The following is a 21,767-nucleotide window of genomic DNA, read 5'->3' on the forward strand; positions in this document are numbered from 1 at the left end:
CCCCTTCCTTACTCAGCACTGCTGCTGAAATCGAGATCTTGGCCTGGCTGAAGGGAGATAACTGCCTTCTTCCAGTCATTACGCTTGCCCAGACCGCGAGCAGTGCGCTTGCTCTTACCCAGAACATTCAGGGTAGTAACACGCTCTACTTTCACGCTGAACAGGCTTTCGACGGCCTTCTTGATTTCCAGCTTGGTTGCGTCAGTTGCAACCTTGAAAACGAACTGGCCTTTCTTGTCAGCCAGAACCGTAGCCTTTTCGGAAACGTGCGGGCCAAGCAGAACTTTAAATACGCGTTCCTGGTTCATCCCAGCAGCTCCTCGAATTTCTTCACGGCCGACACGGTGATCAACACCTTGTCGTATGCGATCAGACTAACTGGATCGGAACCTTGCACGTCACGTACATCAACGTGTGGCAGGTTGCGAGCAGCCAGGTACAGGTTCTGATCAACAGCTTCAGACACGATCAAAACGTCGGTCAGGCTCATGTTGTTCAGTTTGCCCAGCAGATCTTTGGTTTTTGGACTTTCAACAGCGAAGTCTTGAACCACGACCAGACGGTCAGTACGCACGAGTTCAGCAAGGATGGAGCGCAGAGCTGCGCGGTACATCTTCTTGTTGAGCTTCTGCGAGTGATCCTGTGGACGAGCTGCGAAAGTGGTACCACCGCCACGCCAGATAGGGCTACGGATAGTACCGGCACGCGCACGGCCAGTACCTTTCTGACGCCAAGGGCGCTTACCGCCACCACGAACGTCGGAACGGGTCTTTTGCTGCTTGCTACCTTGACGGCCGCCGGCCATGTAGGCCACGACTGCTTGGTGAACCAGCGTCTCGTTGAACTCGCCGCCAAACGTCAGTTCGGAAACTTCGATCGCTTGAGCGTCATTTACATTTAATTGCATGTCAGCTTCCCCTTAACCGCGAGCCTTGGCCGCTGGACGTACAACCAGGTTGCCGCCAGTAGCGCCAGGAACAGCACCCTTGACCAACAACAGATTGCGTTCAGCGTCGACGCGCACTACTTCGAGGGACTGCACGGTCACGCGCTCAGCGCCCATATGACCGGACATTTTTTTGCCCTTGAATACACGACCAGGAGTCTGGCACTGGCCAATAGAGCCCGGGACGCGGTGGGAGACGGAGTTACCGTGAGTGTTGTCTTGGCCACGGAAATTCCAACGCTTGATCGTACCCTGAAAGCCTTTACCCTTGGACTGACCGGTTACATCAACCAGTTGACCAGCGGCGAAGATTTCAGCGTTGATCAGATCGCCAGCCTGGTAGTCGCCGTCTTCGAGACGGAACTCCATAACAGTGCGACCCGCTGCAACGTTTGCTTTAGCGAAGTGACCTGCTTGAGCAGCAGTCACGCGCGAAGCACGACGCTCGCCGACAGTGACTTGCACTGCACGATAGCCATCGGTCTCTTCAGTTTTGAACTGGGTGACGCGATTCGGTTCGATCTCAATGACCGTGACCGGAATGGAGACACCTTCTTCGGTGAAAATACGGGTCATACCGCATTTACGACCGACTACACCAATAGTCATGTTGTAAACCTCATGAGTGTACGGGGCTTTCACCCGCTATGGCCGCCCATTTCAGAGCGTTACACGACTAAGACCCAAGTCTTAGCCGAGGCTGATCTGTACTTCCACACCGGCCGCCAGATCGAGCTTCATAAGTGCATCAACGGTTTTATCCGTTGGCTGGACGATGTCCAGTACGCGCTTATGAGTACGGATCTCGTACTGGTCACGCGCGTCTTTGTTGACGTGCGGGGAGACCAGAACGGTGAACCGCTCTTTACGGGTAGGCAGTGGAATTGGACCACGCACTTGAGCACCAGTACGTTTCGCGGTTTCCACGATTTCCTGGGTGGATTGGTCGATCAGGCGATGGTCAAAAGCCTTCAACCTGATACGGATTTGCTGATTTTGCATTGGATTTCAGACTCCGGCTGCTATTCCCAGCGAGCGCAATACGCCCGTTAAAAGGAGGCGCAATTCTATAGACGCCCCAGATAGGTGTCAACCCAATAAAAAAGGCCCCCGCTAAGCGGGGGCCTTCTCAAAACATTGAGCCATCTCGAAAGAGATAATTACTCGATGATTTTAGCTACAACGCCAGCACCAACGGTACGGCCGCCTTCACGGATAGCGAAGCGCAGACCGTCTTCCATAGCGATGGTTTTGATCAGGGTGACAACCATTTTGATGTTGTCGCCTGGCATTACCATTTCTACGCCTTCCGGCAGTTCGCAGTTACCGGTTACGTCGGTAGTACGGAAGTAGAACTGTGGACGGTAGCCTTTGAAGAACGGAGTGTGACGACCGCCTTCTTCTTTGCTCAGCACGTACACTTCAGCTTCGAACTTGGTGTGCGGCTTAACCGAACCTGGCTTAACCAGAACCTGGCCACGCTCAACGTCGTCACGCTTGGTACCACGCAGCAGAACGCCGCAGTTCTCGCCAGCACGACCTTCGTCGAGCAGCTTACGGAACATTTCAACACCGGTGCAGGTGGTGACGGTAGTGTCACGCAGACCAACGATTTCCAGTGGATCTTGAACCTTAACGATACCGCGCTCGATACGACCAGTCACAACAGTACCGCGACCGGAGATCGAGAATACGTCTTCGATTGGCATCAGGAACGGCTTGTCGATAACGCGCACTGGATCTGGAATGTAGCTGTCCAGAGTCTCAACCAGTTTCTTAACGGACGTGGTGCCCATTTCGTTGTCGTCTTTGCCTTCCAGAGCCATACGAGCAGAACCGATGATGATCGGAGTGTCGTCGCCTGGGAAGTCGTAAGTGCTCAGCAGATCGCGCACTTCCATCTCAACAAGTTCCAGCAGCTCAGCGTCGTCTACCAGGTCAGCCTTGTTCAGGTAAACCACGATGTACGGAACGCCAACCTGACGGGACAGCAGGATGTGCTCACGGGTTTGTGGCATCGGACCATCAGCGGCCGAACAAACCAGGATAGCGCCGTCCATTTGAGCAGCACCGGTGATCATGTTCTTCACATAGTCAGCGTGACCTGGGCAGTCAACGTGAGCGTAGTGACGGATCAGCGAGTTGTATTCAACGTGAGCGGTGTTGATGGTGATACCACGAGCTTTTTCTTCTGGCGCGCTGTCGATCTTGTCGAAGTCAACGATAGCCGAACCGAAAATCTCGGAGCAAACACGAGTCAGAGCAGCAGTCAGCGTAGTTTTACCGTGGTCAACGTGACCGATGGTGCCAACGTTGACGTGCGGTAGGGAACGATCAAATTTTTCTTTAGCCACGACAATTAACTCCTTGCCTAAAGGACTGAATCAGCCTTGTTTTTTGGATACAGTTTCAGCGATGTGCGCCGGAGCTGTGTTGTATTTTTTGAATTCCATAGAGTAGCTTGCGCGACCCTGGGACATGGAGCGAACGTCGGTCGCATAACCGAACATCTCACCCAACGGAACCTCGGCGCGAATCACTTTGCCGGAAACCGTGTCTTCCATACCCAAGATCATGCCGCGACGACGGTTAAGGTCGCCCATGACATCACCCATATAGTCTTCAGGTGTAACAACTTCTACCGCCATGATTGGCTCAAGCAACTCACCACCGCCCTTCTGGGCCAGTTGCTTGGTTGCCATGGAAGCAGCCACCTTAAACGCCATCTCGTTGGAGTCGACGTCGTGGTAAGAACCGTCAAAAACGGTTGCTTTCAGGCCGATCAGCGGATAGCCGGCAACAACACCGTTCTTCATCTGCTCTTCGATACCCTTCTGGATAGCAGGGATGTATTCCTTAGGAACAACACCACCTACTACTTCGTTCACGAATTGCAGACCTTCCTGACCTTCGTCAGCAGGAGCAAAACGGATCCAGCAGTGACCGAACTGACCACGACCGCCGGACTGACGAACGAACTTGCCTTCGATTTCACAGTTCTTCGTGATGCGCTCACGATAGGAAACCTGAGGCTTACCGATGTTGGCTTCGACGTTGAACTCACGGCGCATCCGGTCAACCAGGATGTCCAGGTGAAGCTCGCCCATGCCGGAGATGATCGTTTGACCAGTCTCTTCATCAGTCTTGACGCGGAAAGATGGATCTTCCTGAGCAAGTTTGCCCAGAGCGATACCCATTTTTTCCTGGTCATCCTTGGTCTTAGGCTCTACGGCAACCGAAATAACCGGCTCCGGGAAGTCCATGCGAACCAGGATGATTGGCTTGTCAGCGTTGCACAAGGTTTCACCAGTGGTGACGTCCTTCATGCCGATCAAGGCCGCGATGTCACCAGCGCGTACTTCCTTGATCTCTTCGCGGGCGTTTGCGTGCATTTGCACCATACGACCCACGCGCTCTTTCTTGCCTTTAACCGAGTTGATCACGCCGTCGCCGGAGTTCAACACGCCCGAGTAAACGCGGACGAAGGTCAAGGTACCCACGAATGGGTCAGTGGCAATTTTAAATGCCAGAGCAGAGAACGGTTCTGCGTCGTCTGCATGACGCTCCAGCTCGATAGTCTCGTCATCCGGGTCTGTACCCTTGATGGCAGGAATATCCACTGGTGCCGGCAGGTAGTCGATCACAGCATCGAGAACCAGGGGAACGCCCTTGTTCTTGAACGAGGAACCGCAAACAGCCAAGACGATCTCACCAGCGATAGTACGCTGACGCAGAGCGGCCTTGATTTCCGCGTTGGTGAGTTCTTCACCTTCGAGGTACTTGTTCATCAGCTCTTCGTTGGCTTCGGCCGCAGCTTCAACCATGTTGTTGCGCCATTCGTCAGCCAGTTCCTGCAGCTCAGCAGGGATAGGCTTGCGAACAGGAACCATACCTTTGTCAGCATCGTTCCAGTAAACAGCTTCCATGGTCAGCAGATCGATCTGGCCCTGGAAATTGTCTTCGGAACCGATAGCCAACTGGATTGGCACCGGGGTGTGACCCAGACGCTGCTTGATCTGACCGATCACGCGCAGGAAGTTGGCACCAGCACGGTCCATCTTGTTTACGTAAACAAGACGTGGAACGCCGTATTTGTTGGCTTGACGCCATACGGTTTCCGACTGAGGCTCAACACCCGAGGTACCGCAGAACACAACGACAGCGCCGTCGAGTACGCGCAGGGAACGTTCAACTTCAATGGTGAAGTCCACGTGGCCTGGGGTATCGATTACGTTGAAGCGGTGCTCGTCTTTGTACTGCTTCTCGGAACCCTTCCAGAAGGCGGTAATAGCAGCAGAAGTAATGGTAATACCACGCTCCTGCTCCTGAACCATCCAGTCTGTGGTCGCGGCGCCGTCATGCACCTCGCCCATCTTGTGACTTTTGCCGGTGTAAAACAGTACGCGCTCGGTGGTGGTGGTTTTACCAGCATCCACGTGAGCAACGATACCGATGTTACGGTAGCGGCTAATCGGAGTAGTACGAGCCATAAAGCCCTCGCAAAATTAGTGAAGCTAAAATTAGAAGCGGTAGTGCGAGAAAGCTTTGTTAGCTTCAGCCATACGGTGCACGTCTTCACGCTTCTTAACAGCAGCACCTTTACCTTCAGCAGCGTCCAACAGTTCGCCAGCCAAACGCAGGGCCATAGACTTCTCGCCGCGCTTACGGGCGAAGTCTACCAACCAGCGCATTGCCAGGGCGTTACGACGGGACGGGCGAACTTCAACCGGAACCTGGTAAGTAGCACCGCCTACACGGCGCGACTTTACTTCGACCAGCGGAGCGATGGCGTCGAGAGCTTTCTCGAAGATTTCCAGGGGGTCGCTGTTCTTGCGCTCTTTAACCTTTTCCAGCGCGCCATAAACGATACGTTCGGCAACGGCTTTCTTACCGCTTTCCATTACGTGGTTCATGAACTTGGCCAGAATTTGGCTTCCGTATTTTGGATCGTCAAGCACTTCGCGCTTGGCTGCTACGCGTCTTCTTGGCATGGATAAGCCCTCAAACGGTCTTCAGGTTCGTTCGGAATCGGTGCCCTTGCGGGACGCCTCCGACCTTACTCTTATCGACTCAGAAAATAAGATGATTCAGTTTTACAAAAAGCCGCTACTACTTAGGCTTCTTGGTACCGTACTTCGAACGACCCTGGTTACGACCTTTAACGCCGGAAGTATCCAAGGAGCCGCGTACGGTGTGGTAACGAACACCTGGCAAGTCTTTTACACGACCGCCGCGGATCAGTACCACGCTGTGCTCTTGCAGGTTGTGACCTTCACCACCGATGTACGAGGAAACCTCGAAACCGTTGGTCAGGCGCACACGGCATACTTTACGCAGTGCCGAGTTAGGTTTTTTCGGCGTGGTGGTATACACACGGGTGCATACGCCACGACGTTGCGGGCAGTTCTGCAGCGCAGGTACGTCGGATTTCTCGACGATACGCTTACGCGGCTGACGTACCAGCTGGTTGATAGTTGCCATCTACTAGCTCCACTGTTGTCTTGCGACGCTATTGTCTTGCAAGAAAAGCAAAATGGCAGGAACGAATTCCCGCCAAATTTAGGGGTACAAGAGTCTAAAGAGGATCTTGTCCCCAGTCAAGGCAAGGCCCCGACCTCCCCTCTCATCGAACCGAGTCAAAACTGCCTCGATCCGACGAATGGGGCTGCCAGGGCCCGGACTTATTTATCGCAGAACTCAGTTACCGCTTGAGTTCAGCGCTTCGGTCAGTGCAGCTTCCACTTCACTGGCGCTTACGCGCAGCGGCTTGTCAGCATCACGGCGGCGCTTGCGCTCGCTGTGGTAAGCCAAACCGGTACCGGCCGGGATCAGACGACCCACAACCACGTTCTCTTTCAGGCCGCGCAGGTAGTCGCGCTTGCCGGTTACCGCCGCTTCGGTCAGTACGCGAGTGGTCTCCTGGAAGGAGGCCGCCGAGATGAACGACTCAGTGGACAACGACGCCTTGGTGATACCCAGCAACACACGAGTGAACTTGGAAACGAATTTCTCGTCGCCAGCCAGACGTTCGTTTTCTACCAATACGTGAGTCAGTTCCATCTGGTCGCCCTTGATGAAACTCGAATCGCCGGATTCAGCGATTTCAACTTTACGCAGCATCTGACGCAGGATGGTCTCGATGTGCTTATCGTTGATCTTCACGCCTTGCAGACGGTAAACGTCCTGGATCTCGTTAACGATGTACTTGGCCAGCGCACTCACACCCAGCAGACGCAGGATGTCGTGTGGATCGCTCGGGCCGTCGGAGATAACTTCGCCGCGGTTTACCTGTTCGCCTTCGAAGACGTTCAGGTGACGCCACTTCGGAATCAGCTCTTCGTACGGATCGCTACCGTCGTTCGGGGTAATGACCAGACGGCGCTTGCCCTTGGTCTCTTTACCGAACGCGATGGTGCCGCTGACTTCAGCCAGAATCGACGCTTCTTTCGGACGACGAGCTTCGAACAAGTCGGCAACACGCGGCAGACCACCGGTGATGTCACGGGTCTTCGAAGTTTCTTGCGGGATACGCGCGATAACATCACCGATCGCGATCTTCGCACCATCCGCTACACCGACCAGGGCGTTGGCTGGCAGGAAGTACTGAGCGATTACGTCAGTGCCTGGCAGCAACAAGTCCTTGCCGTTGTCATCGACCATCTTCACGGCAGGACGGATGTCTTTACCGGCAGCTGGACGATCTTTCGCGTCGAGTACTTCAATGTTGGTCATACCGGTCAATTCGTCAGTCTGACGTTTGATCGTGATGCCTTCTTCCATGCCCACGTAGGTCACGGTACCTTTCATTTCGGTAACGATTGGGTGAGTGTGCGGATCCCACTTGGCCACGATTGCGCCAGCGTCGACCTTGTCACCTTCTTTAACCGAAATCACAGCACCGTACGGCAGCTTGTAACGCTCACGCTCACGACCGTAGTCATCAGCGATTGCCAGCTCACCGGAACGGGATACAGCAACCAGGTGACCATCCACTCGCTCAACGTGTTTCAGGTTGTGCAGACGGACGGTACCGCCATTCTTCACCTGAACACTGTCGGCTGCGGAGGTCCGGCTTGCCGCACCACCGATGTGGAACGTACGCATGGTCAGCTGGGTACCCGGCTCACCGATGGACTGGGCAGCGATAACGCCGACCGCTTCACCGATGTTCACCTGGTGACCACGAGCCAAGTCACGGCCGTAGCACTTGGCGCAAATGCCATAGCGGGTTTCGCAGCTGATCGGCGAGCGAACAATCACTTCGTCGATGCTGTTGAGTTCGATGAACTCAACCCACTTCTCGTCCACGAGGGTGCCGGCAGGAACGATAACTTCCTCGGTACCTGGCTTGAATACGTCACGGGCAATAACACGACCCAATACGCGCTCACCCAGCGGCTCTACAACGTCGCCGCCTTCGATGTGCGGAGTCATCAGCAGACCGTGTTCGGTACCGCAGTCAACTTCAGTCACAACCAAGTCTTGCGCAACGTCTACCAGACGACGAGTCAGGTAACCGGAGTTAGCGGTCTTCAACGCGGTATCCGCCAGACCCTTACGAGCACCGTGAGTAGAGATGAAGTACTGAAGTACGCTCAAACCTTCACGGAAGTTCGCGGTAATCGGCGTTTCAATGATGGAACCGTCCGGCTTGGCCATCAGGCCACGCATACCGGCGAGCTGACGGATCTGCGCAGCAGAACCCCGTGCGCCCGAGTCGGCCATCATGTACATCGAGTTGAACGACTCTTGATCGACTTCTACGCCATGACGGTCGATAACTTTCTCTTTCGAGAGGTTAGCCATCATCGCCTTCGACACTTCGTCGTTGGCCTTGGACCAAAGGTCGATCACTTTGTTGTACTTCTCGCCCTGGGTTACCAGGCCGGAGGCGTACTGGCTTTCGATCTCTTTCACTTCATCAGTAGCAGCATTGATGATCTGAGCTTTTTCATCCGGGATAACGAAGTCGTTAACACCGATGGAAACGCCGGAAATGGTCGAATAAGCGAAGCCGGTGTACATCAATTGGTCAGCGAAGATCACGGTCTCTTTCAAACCAACCACGCGGTAGCACTGGTTGATCAGCTTGGAGATCGCCTTTTTCTTCATCGGCAGGTTGACGACGTCGTACGACAGACCTTTTGGCACAACTTGATACAGCAGCGCACGGCCGACAGTGGTGTCGACGATACGGGTGCCGCTCACGCTGCCACCGTCACGGTCGTTGACGGTTTCGTTGATCCGCACTTTAACCTTGGCGTGCAGTGCGGCTTCGCCGGCACGGAACACACGGTCAACTTCTTGCAGGTCAGCGAATACGCGGCCTTCGCCTTTGGCGTTGATCGCCTCACGGGTCATGTAGTACAGACCCAGTACAACGTCCTGCGACGGAACGATGATTGGCTCACCGTTGGCTGGCGACAGAATGTTGTTGGTCGACATCATCAACGCGCGCGCTTCCAACTGGGCTTCCAGTGTCAGCGGTACGTGCACGGCCATTTGGTCGCCGTCGAAGTCGGCGTTGTACGCAGCACAGACCAGCGGGTGCAGCTGGATAGCTTTACCTTCGATAAGTACCGGTTCAAACGCCTGGATACCCAGACGGTGAAGGGTCGGTGCACGGTTGAGGAGAACCGGGTGTTCGCGGATCACTTCAGCGAGAACGTCCCAAACCTCTGGCAGTTCGCGCTCGACCATTTTCTTGGCGGCTTTGATGGTGGTCGCGAGACCGCGCATTTCCAGCTTGCCGAAAATGAACGGCTTGAACAGCTCAAGCGCCATCTTCTTGGGCAGACCGCACTGGTGCAGACGCAGGGTCGGACCTACGGTAATTACCGAACGACCGGAGTAGTCAACACGCTTACCGAGCAAGTTCTGACGGAAACGACCTTGCTTACCCTTGATCATGTCAGCCAGGGATTTCAGAGGACGCTTGTTCGAACCGGTGATAGCGCGGCCACGACGACCGTTGTCGAGCAGAGCATCGACCGCTTCTTGCAACATACGCTTTTCGTTGCGCACGATGATGTCCGGAGCGGACAGGTCGAGCAGACGCTTCAAGCGGTTGTTACGGTTGATTACGCGACGGTACAGGTCGTTGAGGTCGGAAGTCGCGAAGCGACCGCCATCCAACGGTACCAGCGGACGCAGGTCTGGCGGCAGAACCGGCAGAACGGTCAGCACCATCCACTCTGGCAAGTTGCCGGAACCCTGGAAGGCTTCCATCAACTTCAGACGCTTGGACAGCTTCTTGATCTTGGTTTCGGAGTTGGTTTGCGGAATTTCTTCGCGCAGACGGCCAATCTCGTGTTCCAGGTCGATAGCGTGCAGCAGTTCACGGACAGCTTCGGCACCCATGCGGGCATCGAAATCGTCGCCAAACTCTTCCAGCGCTTCGAAGTACTGTTCGTCGTTCAGCAGCTGACCTTTTTCAAGGGTGGTCATGCCTGGATCGATAACGACATAGCTCTCGAAGTAGAGAACGCGTTCGATATCACGCAGGGTCATGTCCATCAGCAAGCCGATACGGGACGGCAGCGATTTCAGGAACCAGATGTGGGCAACCGGCGAAGCCAGTTCGATGTGCGCCATGCGCTCACGACGAACTTTGGCGAGCGCAACTTCAACGCCGCACTTCTCGCAGATCACACCACGGTGCTTCAAGCGCTTGTACTTACCGCACAGGCACTCGTAATCCTTAACCGGGCCAAAGATCTTGGCGCAGAACAGGCCGTCACGCTCGGGTTTGAACGTACGGTAGTTAATGGTTTCCGGCTTTTTAACTTCACCGAACGACCACGAACGGATCATCTCAGGCGATGCCAACCCAATACGGATGGCGTCGAACTCTTCGACTTGACCCTGGTTTTTCAGCAAATTCAGTAGGTCTTTCAAGGCCTTTCCTCCTGGCGGAGCAGAGAGCGGGCTAAACAGCCCCGCTCTCGATTCGCGTCACGTGTTATTCGGTTTCCAGATCGATATCGATGCCGAGGGAACGAATTTCTTTGATCAACACGTTGAAGGACTCGGGCATGCCCGGCTCCATACGGTGATCGCCGTCCACGATGTTTTTGTACATCTTGGTCCGACCGTTCACATCGTCCGACTTCACTGTGAGCATTTCTTGCAGAGTGTAAGCAGCACCGTATGCTTCCAGTGCCCAGACCTCCATCTCCCCGAAACGCTGACCACCGAACTGAGCCTTACCACCCAGCGGCTGCTGGGTAACCAGGCTGTACGAACCGGTAGAACGAGCGTGCATCTTGTCGTCTACCAAGTGGTTCAGCTTCAGCATGTACATGTAGCCAACAGTAACCGGGCGCTCAAACTTGTTGCCGGTACGGCCGTCGAACAGCTGCATCTGGCCGCTTTCCGGCAGATCTGCCAGTTTCAGCATGGCCTTGATTTCGCTTTCCTTGGCACCGTCGAACACCGGGGTAGCCATTGGAACGCCGCCGCGCAGGTTCTTCGCCAGGTCCAGGATTTCCTGGTCGGAGAAGGTGTCCAGCTCTTCGTTGCGACCGCCGATCTCGTTGTAGATCTCGTGCAGGAACTTGCGCAGGTCTGCGACCTTGCGCTGCTCTTCGATCATGCGGTTGATCTTCTCGCCCAGACCTTTGGCCGCGAGGCCCAGGTGGGTTTCAAGGATCTGACCAACGTTCATACGCGAAGGTACGCCCAACGGGTTAAGGACGACGTCGACCGGGGTGCCATTGGCATCGTGCGGCATGTCTTCAACCGGCATGATCACGGAGACCACACCTTTGTTACCGTGACGACCGGCCATCTTGTCGCCCGGCTGGATGCGGCGACGGATTGCCAGGTAAACCTTGACGATTTTCAGCACGCCTGGAGCCAGGTCATCGCCCTGCTGCAGTTTGCGCTTCTTGTCTTCGAACTTGTCGTCCAGCAGACGGCGGCGATCAACGATGTAGGCCTGAGCCTTCTCGAGCTGCTCGTTAAGAGCATCTTCAGCCATGCGCAGTTTGAACCACTGGCCGTGCTCAAGACCGTCGAGAACTTCGTCGGTGATGTCCTGACCTTTCTTCAGACCTGCGCCGCCTTCAGCCTTGCGGCCTACCAGAGCGGAACGCAGACGTTCGAAGGTCGCGCCTTCAACGATACGGAACTCTTCGTTCAGGTCCTTGCGGATCTCGTCGAGTTGAGTCTTCTCGATGGACAGTGCACGAGCATCACGCTCAACGCCGTCACGGGTGAAGACTTGTACGTCGATGACGGTACCCTTGGTACCGGTAGGTACACGCAGAGAGGTGTCTTTAACGTCGCTGGCTTTTTCACCGAAGATGGCTCGCAGCAGCTTCTCTTCCGGAGTCAGTTGGGTCTCGCCTTTCGGAGTGACCTTACCGACCAGGATGTCGCCTGCGCCAACTTCAGCACCTACGTAAACGATACCGGCTTCGTCCAGCTTGTTCAGTGCAGCTTCACCCACGTTCGGGATGTCTGCAGTGATTTCCTCTGGCCCAAGCTTGGTGTCACGTGCCACACAGGTCAGTTCCTGAATGTGGATCGTGGTGAAACGGTCTTCTTGAACAACTCGTTCCGACAGGCAGATGGAGTCTTCGAAGTTGTAACCGTTCCAGGCCATGAACGCGATACGCATGTTCTGACCCAGAGCCAGCTCACCCATATCGGTGGACGGGCCGTCAGCCATGATGTCGCTGCGCTGAACCCGATCACCCTTGCTCACCAGCGGACGCTGGTTGATGCAGGTGTTCTGGTTGGAGCGGGTGTATTTGGTCAGGTTGTAGATGTCGACACCGGCTTCACCAGTTTCAACTTCGTCATCGGCAACACGAACCACAATACGGCTGGCATCAACGGAGTCAATCACGCCGCCACGACGAGCCACGACGCAAACGCCGGAGTCACGGGCTACGTTACGCTCCATGCCGGTACCTACCAGCGGCTTGTCAGCGCGCAGGGTCGGTACAGCTTGACGCTGCATGTTGGAACCCATCAACGCACGGTTGGCGTCATCGTGCTCCAGGAACGGGATCAGCGACGCTGCAACCGAAACTACCTGCTTCGGCGAAACGTCCATCAAGGTGACGTCTTCCGGCGCCTTGACGGTGAACTCGTTCAAGTGACGAACAGCTACCAGCTCGTCGATCAGCATTTTCTTGTCGTTCATCGTGGCCGAAGCCTGAGCGATCACGTGATCAGCTTCTTCGATGGCGGACAGGAACACGATCTCGTCGGTGACCAGAGCGTCTTTCACCACACGGTACGGGCTCTCGAGGAAGCCGTACTGGTTGGTGCGCGCATAGGCGGCCAGGGAGTTGATCAGACCGATGTTCGGACCTTCCGGCGTTTCGATCGGGCAAACACGACCGTAGTGCGTCGGGTGTACGTCACGAACTTCAAAGCCTGCACGCTCACGAGTCAGACCGCCCGGGCCCAGTGCGGAAACACGGCGCTTGTGGGTGATCTCGGAGAGCGGGTTGTTCTGGTCCATGAACTGCGAGAGCTGGCTGGAACCGAAGAACTCTTTCACCGCCGCAGCCACTGGCTTGGCGTTGATCAGATCTTGCGGCATCAGGCCTTCGCTTTCAGCCATCGACAGACGCTCTTTGACCGCACGCTCAACACGTACCAGGCCAACGCGGAACTGGTTTTCAGCCATCTCGCCTACGCAGCGAACACGACGGTTACCCAGGTGGTCGATGTCATCGACGATGCCCTTACCGTTACGGATGTCGACCAGAGTCTTCAATACCGCGACGATGTCTTCCTTGCACAGCACGCCCGAACCTTCGATCTCGGTACGACCGATACGACGGTTGAACTTCATCCGGCCGACCGCAGACAGGTCATAGCGCTCAGGGCTGAAGAACAGGTTGTTGAACAGGGTTTCGGCAGCGTCTTTGGTCGGTGGCTCACCAGGACGCATCATGCGATAGATCTCGACCAGCGCTTCCAATTGGTTGCTGGTGGAGTCGATCTTCAGCGTGTCGGAGATGAACGGACCGCAGTCGATATCGTTGGTGTACAGAGTCTCGATGCGAACCACCTGAGCCTTGGCGATCTTGCCCAGGATCTCGGTGTTCAGCTCGGTGTTGCACTCAGCCAGAATTTCGCCTGTAGCCGGGTGAACGATGACCTTGGCGGTGGTGCGACCCAGGACGTAGTCCAGAGGCACGTCCAGCGACTTGATACCGGCTTTTTCGATCTGGTTGATGTGGCGCGCAGTAATACGACGGCCAGCCTCAACAATGACCTTGCCCTTCTCGTCCTGAATGTCCAGAACAGCAATTTCACCACGCAGACGCGAAGCAATCAGCTCCAGGCTGAGGGTTTCATCCTTCAGGCTGAACACGTTGGTGGTGTAGAAAGCGTCCAGCACTTGCTCGGTGGTATAGCCGAGCGCGCGCAGCAGTACCGAGGCCGGCAGCTTGCGACGACGGTCGATACGCACGAACACGCAGTCTTTCGGGTCGAACTCGAAGTCCAACCACGAGCCGCGGTACGGAATGATCCGCGCGGAGTACAGGAGCTTGCCGGAGCTGTGCGTCTTGCCGCGGTCGTGGTCAAAGAACACGCCCGGGGAACGGTGCAGCTGGGAAACGATTACACGTTCGGTACCGTTGATAACGAAGGTACCGTTCTCAGTCATCAACGGGATTTCGCCCATGTAGACTTCTTGCTCTTTGATGTCCTTGATCGCTTTGTTCGACGATTCTTTGTCGAAAATGATCAGACGGACTTTTACCCGCAAAGGTACGGCGTACGTAACACCGCGCAACACGCATTCTTTGACATCAAATGCCGGTTCGCCCAGGCGATAACCCACGTACTCCAGCGCAGCATTGCCGGAGTAGCTGATGATCGGGAAAACGGATTTGAAGGCCGCATGCAGGCCCACGTCGCGGAACTGATCTTTGGTCGCTCCCGCCTGCAAGAATTCACGATACGAATCCAGCTGGATAGCCAGAAGGTACGGGACATCCATGACGTCCGGCAACTTGCTAAAGTCCTTGCGGATACGTTTTTTCTCAGTATATGAGTAAGCCATCAGCGTTCCCCAGCTTGGTCACCTGCTTGTTTGGCCCCTCCGACGGGAGCAGCCAGAAAATCTCGCAAACCCCATGGTTTGCACCACCGCATCGGGTGGCTACAGCGCGTTAATGGCGGCGACCGAGTCGGCAGCCAAGAACGGAAAAAGGCCGGTGGCAAGAGCCACCAGCCATCAGCCTTCAGCTTAACGCTTGGGCTGGAGACGCAAGGTCGATGCTTACTTCAGCTCGACTTTAGCGCCTGCTTCTTCCAGAACTGCTTTGGCTTTGTCAGCGGCGTCTTTCGACACTGCTTCCAGAACCTGGGCAGGAGCGCCGTCAACTACAGCCTTGGCTTCTTTCAGGCCCAGACCGGTCAGTTCACGTACTGCCTTGATCACGTTTACTTTCTTCTCGCCAGCTTCCAGCAGCATGACGTTGAATTCGGTTTGCTCTTCAGCAACAACTGCAGCAGCAGCTGGGCCAGCAGAAGCAGCGGCAGCGGAAACGCCGAATTTTTCTTCGAAAGCTTTGATCAGCTCAACAACCTGCAGAACCGACATTTCAGCTACGGCGTTGAGGATATCGTCTTGGGAGATAGACATTGCTGTATTTCCTGAATTGGGGGACGGCCTACGCGGCCATCGAAATAAACAAAAAAACGCGAGAGAAAATGCTCAGCCTTAGGCTGCGGCAGCTTCTTTTTGCTCGCGAACTGCGGCCAGAGTACGAGCCAACTTGCTGGTAGCGCCTTGAATCACGCTCATCAGCTGAGAAATAGCTTCGTTACGGGTCGGCAGTGTTGCCAGTACGTCGATTTGGTTAGCTGCGAGGAACTTGCCCTCGAACGCAGCTGCCTTGATCTCGAACTTATCCTGACCCTTGGCGAATTCCTTGAACAAACGGGCAGCAGCGCCAGGATGGTCAGTGGAGAACGCAATCAGGGTCGGGCCGGTGAACACGTCGTTGAGGACACTGTATTCAGTGTCAGCAACAGCGCGCTTGAGCAGGGTGTTACGTACAACACGTACGTATACGCCAGCTTCACGAGCCTCTTTACGGAGTCCGGTCATAGCGCTTACTGTCACACCACGGGCATCAGCCACGACAGCGGACAGAGCAGCTTTGGCAGCCTCGTTGACTTCAGCGACGATGGCCTTCTTGTCTTCGAGATTAATTGCCACGGGTTTAACTCCTGCTTGTTACCGTTTCATCTGGCCTAAGCCGGATGTCGTTTTGGTGTCTGATTCGGTAAGGAACCGGGAGCACCATCTGCGTAGGCTTTTGGTTTAAGGCTTGCGCCGCCTACGGTCTTGGATAGCCCCCGCCAGGCAGGGACCCCAATTTTTTCAATTGGCGCGATCGCTCGCACCAACTTGTGTCTTATACGTCCAGCGAGCCTTGGTCGATGACCAGACCTGGGCCCATAGTGGTGCTCAGGGTAACGCGCTTGACGTAGATACCTTTCGAGGAAGCTGGCTTGATACGCTTCAGATCAGCGATCAGGGCTTCAACGTTTTCCTTCAGCTTGACGGCATCAAAGCCGACTTTGCCAACGGAAGTGTGGATGATGCCGTTTTTGTCGGTGCGATAACGAACCTGACCAGCCTTGGCGTTTTTAACCGCGGTGGCTACGTCTGGGGTTACGGTGCCGACTTTAGGGTTAGGCATCAGACCACGTGGACCGAGGATCTGACCCAACTGACCTACAACGCGCATTGCATCCGGGGAAGCAATAACGACGTCATAGTTCAGGTCGCCGCCTTTCATTTCGGCAGCCAGGTCGTCCATGCCAACGCGGTCAGCGCCGGCGGCCAGAGCAGCTTCAGCTGCCGGGCCTTGGGTGAAGACAGCAACACGTACAGTCTTGCCAGTACCGTGTGGCAGCACAGTAGCGCTACGAACGACCTGGTCGGATTTACGTGGGTCAACACCCAGGTTTACAGCAACGTCAACGGACTCGCTGAACTTGACAGTCGACAGCTCGGTCAGCAGAGCAGCAGCGTCTACAAAGTTGTAGGACTTGCCCGCTTCGATTTTGCCGGCGATAGCCTTTTGGCGCTTGGTCAGCTTAGCCATTACACACCCTCCACGTTAAGGCCCATGCTACGAGCAGAACCGGCGATGGTACGCACGGCTGCATCCATATCAGCTGCAGTCAGATCCGCGTTTTTGGTTTTCGCGATTTCTTCCAGCTGAGCACGAGTTACGGTGCCAACCTTAACGGTGTTAGGACGAGCGGAACCGCTAGTCAGACCAGCAGCTTTCTTCAACAGAACCGAAGCCGGGGTCGACTTGGTTTCGAAAGTGAAGCTACGGTCGCTGTATACAGTGATGATCACTGGAGTCGGCAGACCTGGCTCAAGACCCTGAGTACGGGCGTTGAAAGCCTTGCAGAATTCCATGATGTTCACGCCGTGTTGGCCCAGAGCTGGACCGACGGGTGGACTTGGGTTGGCCTGTGCGGCCTTCACTTGCAGCTTGATGTAAGCGGTAATCTTCTTGGCCATGAGGCACTCCAATTACGGGTTCAAGCGCCTCGAAAGGCTCCCCGGTTACTTGCGCGTATATCCCAGTGACGACAAAACCCCACAGCCTAAGGCTGCGGGGTTGGGATGCTTGCTCAGCTAGACCTTCTCGACCTGACTGAACTCCAACTCTACCGGAGTAGAGCGACCGAAAATGAGCACCGCCACTTGGATCCGGCTCTTTTCGTAGTTAACTTCTTCGACGGTGCCGTTGAAATCAGCAAACGGACCATCTGTGACACGAACAACCTCACCTGGCTCGAACAACGTCTTCGGCTTGGGCTTGTCGCTACCATCAGCAACACGACGCAGAATTGCTTCAGCCTCTTTGTCGGTGATAGGAGCAGGCTTATCAGCGGTACCGCCGATGAAACCCATGACACGAGGGGTATCCTTGACCAAGTGCCAAGTACCTTCATTCATGTCCATCTGAACCAGCACATAGCCAGGGAAGAACTTGCGTTCGCTTTTACGCTTCTGACCATTCCGCATTTCAACCACTTCTTCAGTGGGAACCAGAATTTCGCCGAAGCCATCTTCCATGCCTGCCAGCTTTACGCGCTCCAGCAAAGAGCGCATAACATGCTTCTCGTAACCCGAGTAAGCATGCACAACGTACCAACGCTTAGCCACGGGACACCCTTAGCCAACAATCAAGGAAACAAGCCAGCCGAGCAGGGAATCAAGCCCCCACAACAGCAACGCCATAACCAGAACAACAGCCACAACAATCAACGTGGTCTGCGTGGTTTCTTGGCGAGTCGGCCAAACGACTTTACGAATTTCAGTGCGAGCTTCCTTTACCAGTACTGCGAAAGACTTGCCTTTGGCAGTCTGCAGGCCTACAAAGGCAGCTACAGCAGCAAGAGCAAGCAAAGCAAGTACGCGGTACAGGATCGGCGAAGCAGAGTAATACTGATTGCCAACAACGCCTACGACCACCAAGGCGACTACAGCGAGCCACTTGACCAGATCGAAACGAGAGCTTTGAGCTTCAGCCTTAGGAGTCATCTATGAAGATCCTGTGAAAAGAAAGCCAGACACACCACGTGAATCTGGCAGGTCAGGAGGGAATCGAACCCCCAACCTACGGTTTTGGAGACCGTCGCTCTGCCAATTGAGCTACTGACCTAAAACAAAATCAGGCCGACCATTATGCAGGCCTGAAAAAGACTTTACAACAACCAACCCCAATAGACTTGAAATCACCCAGCCACAATGCCAAGCACAAAACAATCAAGCCGAGGCAGCTGTTAAAACAAAGGCAGATATTTTCATATCTGCCTTGTTATATGGAGCTCTTGAGCGGATTTGAACCGCTGACCTCACCCTTACCAAGGGTGTGCTCTACCAACTGAGCTACAAGAGCAAAACACCTTGCACAACCTGCAAACCTGGAGCGGGTAGCGGGAATCGAACCCGCATCATCAGCTTGGAAGGCTGAGGTTCTACCACTAAACTATACCCGCGGAGCTTGCAGCTCACGCTAAAAATGGTGGAGGGGGAAGGATTCGAACCTTCGAAGTCGTAGACGTCAGATTTACAGTCTGATCCCTTTGGCCGCTCGGGAACCCCTCCTAAGCGAGCCGGCATTTTACATCACGCCGACCTTCTGTCAAGCATTTTCTCATTTAAAAATATGAGGTTAGCTGCGTTGACCTTCGCTTCACGCTGTAGACCGTAAAGGTCTTCACTGCGAAGCGGGCGCCATTCTATGCAAACTATTCGAGAGTTGCAACGCCTTCGCACAACATTATTTTATGTTTTAACTCATTGAATTCCTTAGCAAGGTTTTCAAAGGGCAGATCATCAGCGAGACGCCTGCTTTCAGGGGCAACGCGAAGCCAGTAGCCGGAAGCATCCGGCGTGTTAAGCAACTGGACCTTGACCTTGATATCCAGGCTCATCAGACGCTGCTCAACTGATTGGGCCTGCAACTGATCAGCAAACCCACCTATGTACAAACAAGTGTTTTGCGCATCGGTGGCTTTTGCCCGATCGCGCCGGGGCAGAGAGCCAGAAGATTCACTCAGCAGGCGAATATCCTGCTGAGAGCCTCGATAGAGGCTCAGGGGCGTAACATCCTTGGCGCGCAGCGGTGCATCTTGTTGATGCCAGATGTAATAGAAGGTATTGAGAACGAGCAAAAGCAAGAACAGCCAACGCATAAACACCTCAGGACAAAGGGCACGCCATTGCAAGCCCCACAAAAACCAGGTCCGGAACGAATTGAGCCTGCGGCACAGCATCCTTGACCAGGTCAGCATCCCCACCCGTCAGGAAAACGGTGAAGTTTTCGCCCCAGTAACTTTTGGCCAGTTCGAGCTGAGTGAGCACAAATCCTCTGAGCATCAGCGTACAACCGCGCTCTACAGCTTCGACCGTGGTACGACCGGGAGAAAGACGCTCAATGGCTTGCTCAGCTGCGGCATCGTCATAGCGAATCTTACGCGTATGGGTTCGCAACTGGTTGCGCATAAGCGGCATGCCAGGACAGATGAAGCCACCCAGGTGCTCGCCATCCGCCGCGATAAAGTCCGCGGTTGCCGCTGTGCCAAAATCGAGCACCAAGCACGCGCCTGACGCAAGCTTGAATCCACCAAGCATTGCCAACCAACGGTCGAGCCCGAGTCGCTCGAACTCGTCATAGCCGTTGCGCACCCCCGCCATCTCCCGCGCGGAAACAGCACATGACACTGCGACTCCAAAAGCACTCTCCAATGCCTTGACCAGCTTCTCAGTCTCTTCAGAAGCCCTGACGCTCACTAGCCGGCAGCGTGTCAGCAGAAGACCAGGAATCGCCAGCAGACTTTCAATCAAAGCGACATCCGAGCCAACCACACCTTCTAAGGTGGCAGCAGCTTTACTCGACTTAAGTACACGCCACTTGATAAAGCTATTCCCACAGTCGAGCTCAAGAATCATCACGCAACCTCAGGCTTAGCTCACCACCACTGTAAACTTTCTCAACACCGTCAACGCTCAGACGCAACGCACCCTGACGGTCCACACCCAACACCACGCCATCAACCTGACTTGCGCCCGCAATGAGGGACACTGCTTTTCCCTGCCATAAGTGGTGCTGCTCCCACTCCTCCTGGAGCGCGGAAAATCCAGAGGCCTTGTGCCGCCCCAGATAATCCCGTAGCTGCAAACTCAGCCGCGCAGCCAAATAGTTACGATCAATCGGGCAACCCGTTTCAAGCCCCACCGCAGTCCACTGCCGATCAACCTCATCCGCTTTCTGCATATTCACGTTAATACCTATCCCCAGTACAACGTGGCAAATATCTGCAGGATCTCCCACCAACTCCAGCAATATACCGGCTATTTTCTTCCGTCCAACCAGTACATCGTTTGGCCATTTCAAGGCGGCGCCCTGCACCCCAGCCTCACGCAAGGCCTGCATAACCGCCAATCCCACAACCAGGCTCAAGCCCTCCAGCTGCCGCAAGCCACCCTCAATACGCAATACAAGGCTGTAATACACGTTCTGAGCGAAGGGGCTAACCCACTTGCGGCCTCGGCGCCCCCTCCCAGCAGTCTGCTGCTCCGCAAGCACCAGGAACGGTGCGGCGCCGCCGCTCTCTATGAGGCGAAGGGCTTCAGCATTGGTGGAGTCAATAGAATCGAAGATACGGATCGGCCAAGTTAGCGAAGGCGCGCTAGCCACGATCTCGTCGGCATTTAACAGAACCAGGGGCGAGGCCAGTTGATACCCCTTGCCACGGACTTTATGAATCGGCAAATTCAATTCAGCCTCAAGAAGCTGGAGCTGCTTCCAGACAGCACTACGGCTGACGCCCAGCGCCTCACCCAGCGCTTCTCCGGAATGGAATCGGCCGTCTTTCAGAAGTTTCAACAACGTCAGCATGCAAGTATCGCCTCACAATGAGGCACGCATGATAGCCATGCGCAAGGCCATTGCATAGAAATCGCCAGACATTAGCACCGGGAAGAGCAGGACCAGGCTCACGACAATTTTTCGACCGCCCAAAACAAAACCCCTGTTTGCGTTAGCAAACAGGGGTTTCGGAATTTAATCTTGACGATGACCTACTCTCACATGGGGAAACCCCACACTACCATCGGCGATGCATCGTTTCACTACTGAGTTCGGGATGGGATCAGGTGGTTCCAATGCTCTATGGTCGTCAAGAAATTCGGGTACTGAGTCGTGACCAGTTGGTCTCGCTTCAGCAAATTGGGTATGTGATAGCTTTCGGTGTTTTGTGAGCGTCGAACTTTCGGTTCATTTCGTCTTCACACACCGCAATC

The 21,767-nt window shown here is 55.0% G+C and carries 19 protein-coding genes, 4 tRNA genes and 1 rRNA gene; all 24 read right to left on the reverse strand.

The genetic code is table 11. The features are described from left to right. Positions 1–8 precede the first annotated feature (8 nt). The 24 genes from rplW to rrf all read right to left on the reverse strand — a co-directional run bounded on the left by rplW (position 9) and on the right by rrf (position 21,648). Positions 9–308 carry a 50S ribosomal protein L23 gene (gene rplW, locus BFW87_RS08065; protein ID WP_002555488.1) on the reverse strand — a complete coding sequence of 100 codons (300 nt, stop codon included), beginning with the start codon at positions 306–308 and terminating at the stop codon, positions 9–11. Beyond that, entirely contained in the window at positions 305–907 is a 603-nt protein-coding gene (gene rplD / locus BFW87_RS08070) for a 50S ribosomal protein L4 (RefSeq protein ID WP_003176424.1), read from the reverse strand. The genes rplW and rplD overlap by 4 nt, the downstream gene beginning before the upstream one ends. 12 nt (positions 908–919) lie before the next feature. Beyond that, the gene (gene rplC, locus BFW87_RS08075) at positions 920–1,555 is read right to left on the reverse strand and encodes a 50S ribosomal protein L3 (RefSeq protein ID WP_003194649.1); all 636 of its coding nucleotides are present in this window, start codon (positions 1,553–1,555) and stop codon (positions 920–922) included. 81 nt (positions 1,556–1,636) lie between these two features. After that, entirely contained in the window at positions 1,637–1,948 is a 312-nt protein-coding gene (gene rpsJ / locus BFW87_RS08080; RefSeq protein WP_003186070.1) for a 30S ribosomal protein S10, read from the reverse strand. Positions 1,949–2,106: 158 nt separating this feature from the next. Continuing rightward, positions 2,107–3,300 carry an elongation factor Tu gene (gene tuf, locus BFW87_RS08085; RefSeq protein WP_078739360.1) on the reverse strand — a complete coding sequence of 398 codons (1,194 nt, stop codon included), beginning with the start codon at positions 3,298–3,300 and terminating at the stop codon, positions 2,107–2,109. A gap of 30 nt (positions 3,301–3,330) precedes the next feature. Next, positions 3,331–5,436: an elongation factor G gene (gene fusA / locus BFW87_RS08090; RefSeq protein WP_057724826.1), complete on the reverse strand. Its 2,106-nt coding sequence runs from the start codon at positions 5,434–5,436 to the stop codon at positions 3,331–3,333. 30 nt (positions 5,437–5,466) lie between these two features. Continuing rightward, on the reverse strand, positions 5,467–5,937 hold the full coding sequence (gene rpsG / locus BFW87_RS08095; RefSeq protein WP_002555493.1) for a 30S ribosomal protein S7: 471 nt from the start codon (positions 5,935–5,937) through the stop codon (positions 5,467–5,469). Between the two features lie 118 nt (positions 5,938–6,055). Then, positions 6,056–6,427 (reverse strand): 30S ribosomal protein S12, encoded by a 372-nt coding sequence (gene rpsL / locus BFW87_RS08100; protein ID WP_002555494.1) that lies wholly within the window; start codon positions 6,425–6,427, stop codon positions 6,056–6,058. A 216-nt stretch (positions 6,428–6,643) separates the two neighbouring features. After that, entirely contained in the window at positions 6,644–10,843 is a 4,200-nt protein-coding gene (rpoC, locus tag BFW87_RS08105; protein WP_078739361.1) for a DNA-directed RNA polymerase subunit beta', read from the reverse strand. A 64-nt stretch (positions 10,844–10,907) separates the two neighbouring features. After that, positions 10,908–14,981, reverse strand: a complete 4,074-nt coding sequence (gene rpoB, locus BFW87_RS08110; RefSeq protein ID WP_078739362.1) for a DNA-directed RNA polymerase subunit beta — start codon at positions 14,979–14,981, stop codon at positions 10,908–10,910. A gap of 219 nt (positions 14,982–15,200) precedes the next feature. Continuing rightward, complete coding sequence (gene rplL, locus BFW87_RS08115) at positions 15,201–15,566, reverse strand: 50S ribosomal protein L7/L12 (protein WP_064454358.1); 366 nt, start codon at positions 15,564–15,566, stop codon at positions 15,201–15,203. Between the two features lie 78 nt (positions 15,567–15,644). Further along, complete coding sequence (gene rplJ, locus BFW87_RS08120; protein ID WP_015886139.1) at positions 15,645–16,145, reverse strand: 50S ribosomal protein L10; 501 nt, start codon at positions 16,143–16,145, stop codon at positions 15,645–15,647. Between the two features lie 199 nt (positions 16,146–16,344). Beyond that, complete coding sequence (gene rplA / locus BFW87_RS08125) at positions 16,345–17,040, reverse strand: 50S ribosomal protein L1 (protein WP_003176434.1); 696 nt, start codon at positions 17,038–17,040, stop codon at positions 16,345–16,347. Further along, a complete protein-coding gene (rplK, locus tag BFW87_RS08130) occupies positions 17,040–17,471 on the reverse strand; it encodes a 50S ribosomal protein L11 (RefSeq protein WP_003176435.1) in 432 nt (143 codons plus the stop codon). The genes rplA and rplK overlap by 1 nt, the downstream gene beginning before the upstream one ends. Before the next feature lie 117 nt (positions 17,472–17,588). Further along, entirely contained in the window at positions 17,589–18,122 is a 534-nt protein-coding gene (nusG, locus tag BFW87_RS08135) for a transcription termination/antitermination protein NusG (RefSeq protein ID WP_003176436.1), read from the reverse strand. A 9-nt stretch (positions 18,123–18,131) separates the two neighbouring features. After that, positions 18,132–18,500 (reverse strand): preprotein translocase subunit SecE, encoded by a 369-nt coding sequence (gene secE, locus BFW87_RS08140; RefSeq protein WP_003194658.1) that lies wholly within the window; start codon positions 18,498–18,500, stop codon positions 18,132–18,134. A 45-nt stretch (positions 18,501–18,545) separates the two neighbouring features. Further along, positions 18,546–18,621 (reverse strand) — tRNA-Trp (locus BFW87_RS08145). A 161-nt stretch (positions 18,622–18,782) separates the two neighbouring features. Next, positions 18,783–18,858: transfer RNA gene (locus tag BFW87_RS08150), tRNA-Thr, on the reverse strand. A gap of 26 nt (positions 18,859–18,884) precedes the next feature. Continuing rightward, a tRNA-Gly gene (locus BFW87_RS08155) sits at positions 18,885–18,958 on the reverse strand. 24 nt (positions 18,959–18,982) lie between these two features. Further along, positions 18,983–19,067 (reverse strand) — tRNA-Tyr (locus BFW87_RS08160). A 143-nt stretch (positions 19,068–19,210) separates the two neighbouring features. Further along, positions 19,211–19,657, reverse strand: a complete 447-nt coding sequence (locus BFW87_RS08165; protein WP_078739363.1) for a hypothetical protein — start codon at positions 19,655–19,657, stop codon at positions 19,211–19,213. 7 nt (positions 19,658–19,664) lie between these two features. Beyond that, positions 19,665–20,414 (reverse strand): pantothenate kinase, encoded by a 750-nt coding sequence (locus BFW87_RS08170; RefSeq protein WP_078739364.1) that lies wholly within the window; start codon positions 20,412–20,414, stop codon positions 19,665–19,667. Then, positions 20,404–21,363 (reverse strand): bifunctional biotin--[acetyl-CoA-carboxylase] ligase/biotin operon repressor BirA, encoded by a 960-nt coding sequence (birA, locus tag BFW87_RS08175; RefSeq protein WP_078739365.1) that lies wholly within the window; start codon positions 21,361–21,363, stop codon positions 20,404–20,406. Before birA ends, BFW87_RS08170 begins: the two co-directional genes overlap by 11 nt. A gap of 169 nt (positions 21,364–21,532) precedes the next feature. Continuing rightward, positions 21,533–21,648: ribosomal RNA gene (rrf, locus tag BFW87_RS08180) — 5S ribosomal RNA — on the reverse strand. Positions 21,649–21,767: the final 119 nt, after the last annotated feature.

The organism is Pseudomonas fluorescens, assembly GCF_002022275.1.
GTDB lineage: Bacteria > Pseudomonadota > Gammaproteobacteria > Pseudomonadales > Pseudomonadaceae > Aquipseudomonas > Aquipseudomonas fluorescens_AJ.

Coding starts and splice junctions, on each gene's coding strand:
- rplW (WP_002555488.1), bottom strand. CDS start 308: ATGAACCAGGAACGCGTATTTAAAGTTCTGCTTGGCCCGCACGTTTCC.
- rplD (WP_003176424.1), bottom strand. CDS start 907: ATGCAATTAAATGTAAATGACGCTCAAGCGATCGAAGTTTCCGAACTG.
- rplC (WP_003194649.1), bottom strand. CDS start 1,555: ATGACTATTGGTGTAGTCGGTCGTAAATGCGGTATGACCCGTATTTTC.
- rpsJ (WP_003186070.1), bottom strand. CDS start 1,948: ATGCAAAATCAGCAAATCCGTATCAGGTTGAAGGCTTTTGACCATCGC.
- fusA (WP_057724826.1), bottom strand. CDS start 5,436: ATGGCTCGTACTACTCCGATTAGCCGCTACCGTAACATCGGTATCGTT.
- rpsG (WP_002555493.1), bottom strand. CDS start 5,937: ATGCCAAGAAGACGCGTAGCAGCCAAGCGCGAAGTGCTTGACGATCCA.
- rpsL (WP_002555494.1), bottom strand. CDS start 6,427: ATGGCAACTATCAACCAGCTGGTACGTCAGCCGCGTAAGCGTATCGTC.
- rpoB (WP_078739362.1), bottom strand. CDS start 14,981: ATGGCTTACTCATATACTGAGAAAAAACGTATCCGCAAGGACTTTAGC.
- rplL (WP_064454358.1), bottom strand. CDS start 15,566: ATGTCTATCTCCCAAGACGATATCCTCAACGCCGTAGCTGAAATGTCG.
- rplA (WP_003176434.1), bottom strand. CDS start 17,040: ATGGCTAAGCTGACCAAGCGCCAAAAGGCTATCGCCGGCAAAATCGAA.
- rplK (WP_003176435.1), bottom strand. CDS start 17,471: ATGGCCAAGAAGATTACCGCTTACATCAAGCTGCAAGTGAAGGCCGCA.
- secE (WP_003194658.1), bottom strand. CDS start 18,500: ATGACTCCTAAGGCTGAAGCTCAAAGCTCTCGTTTCGATCTGGTCAAG.
- BFW87_RS08165 (WP_078739363.1), bottom strand. CDS start 19,657: ATGCGTTGGCTGTTCTTGCTTTTGCTCGTTCTCAATACCTTCTATTAC.
- BFW87_RS08170 (WP_078739364.1), bottom strand. CDS start 20,414: ATGATTCTTGAGCTCGACTGTGGGAATAGCTTTATCAAGTGGCGTGTA.
- birA (WP_078739365.1), bottom strand. CDS start 21,363: ATGCTGACGTTGTTGAAACTTCTGAAAGACGGCCGATTCCATTCCGGA.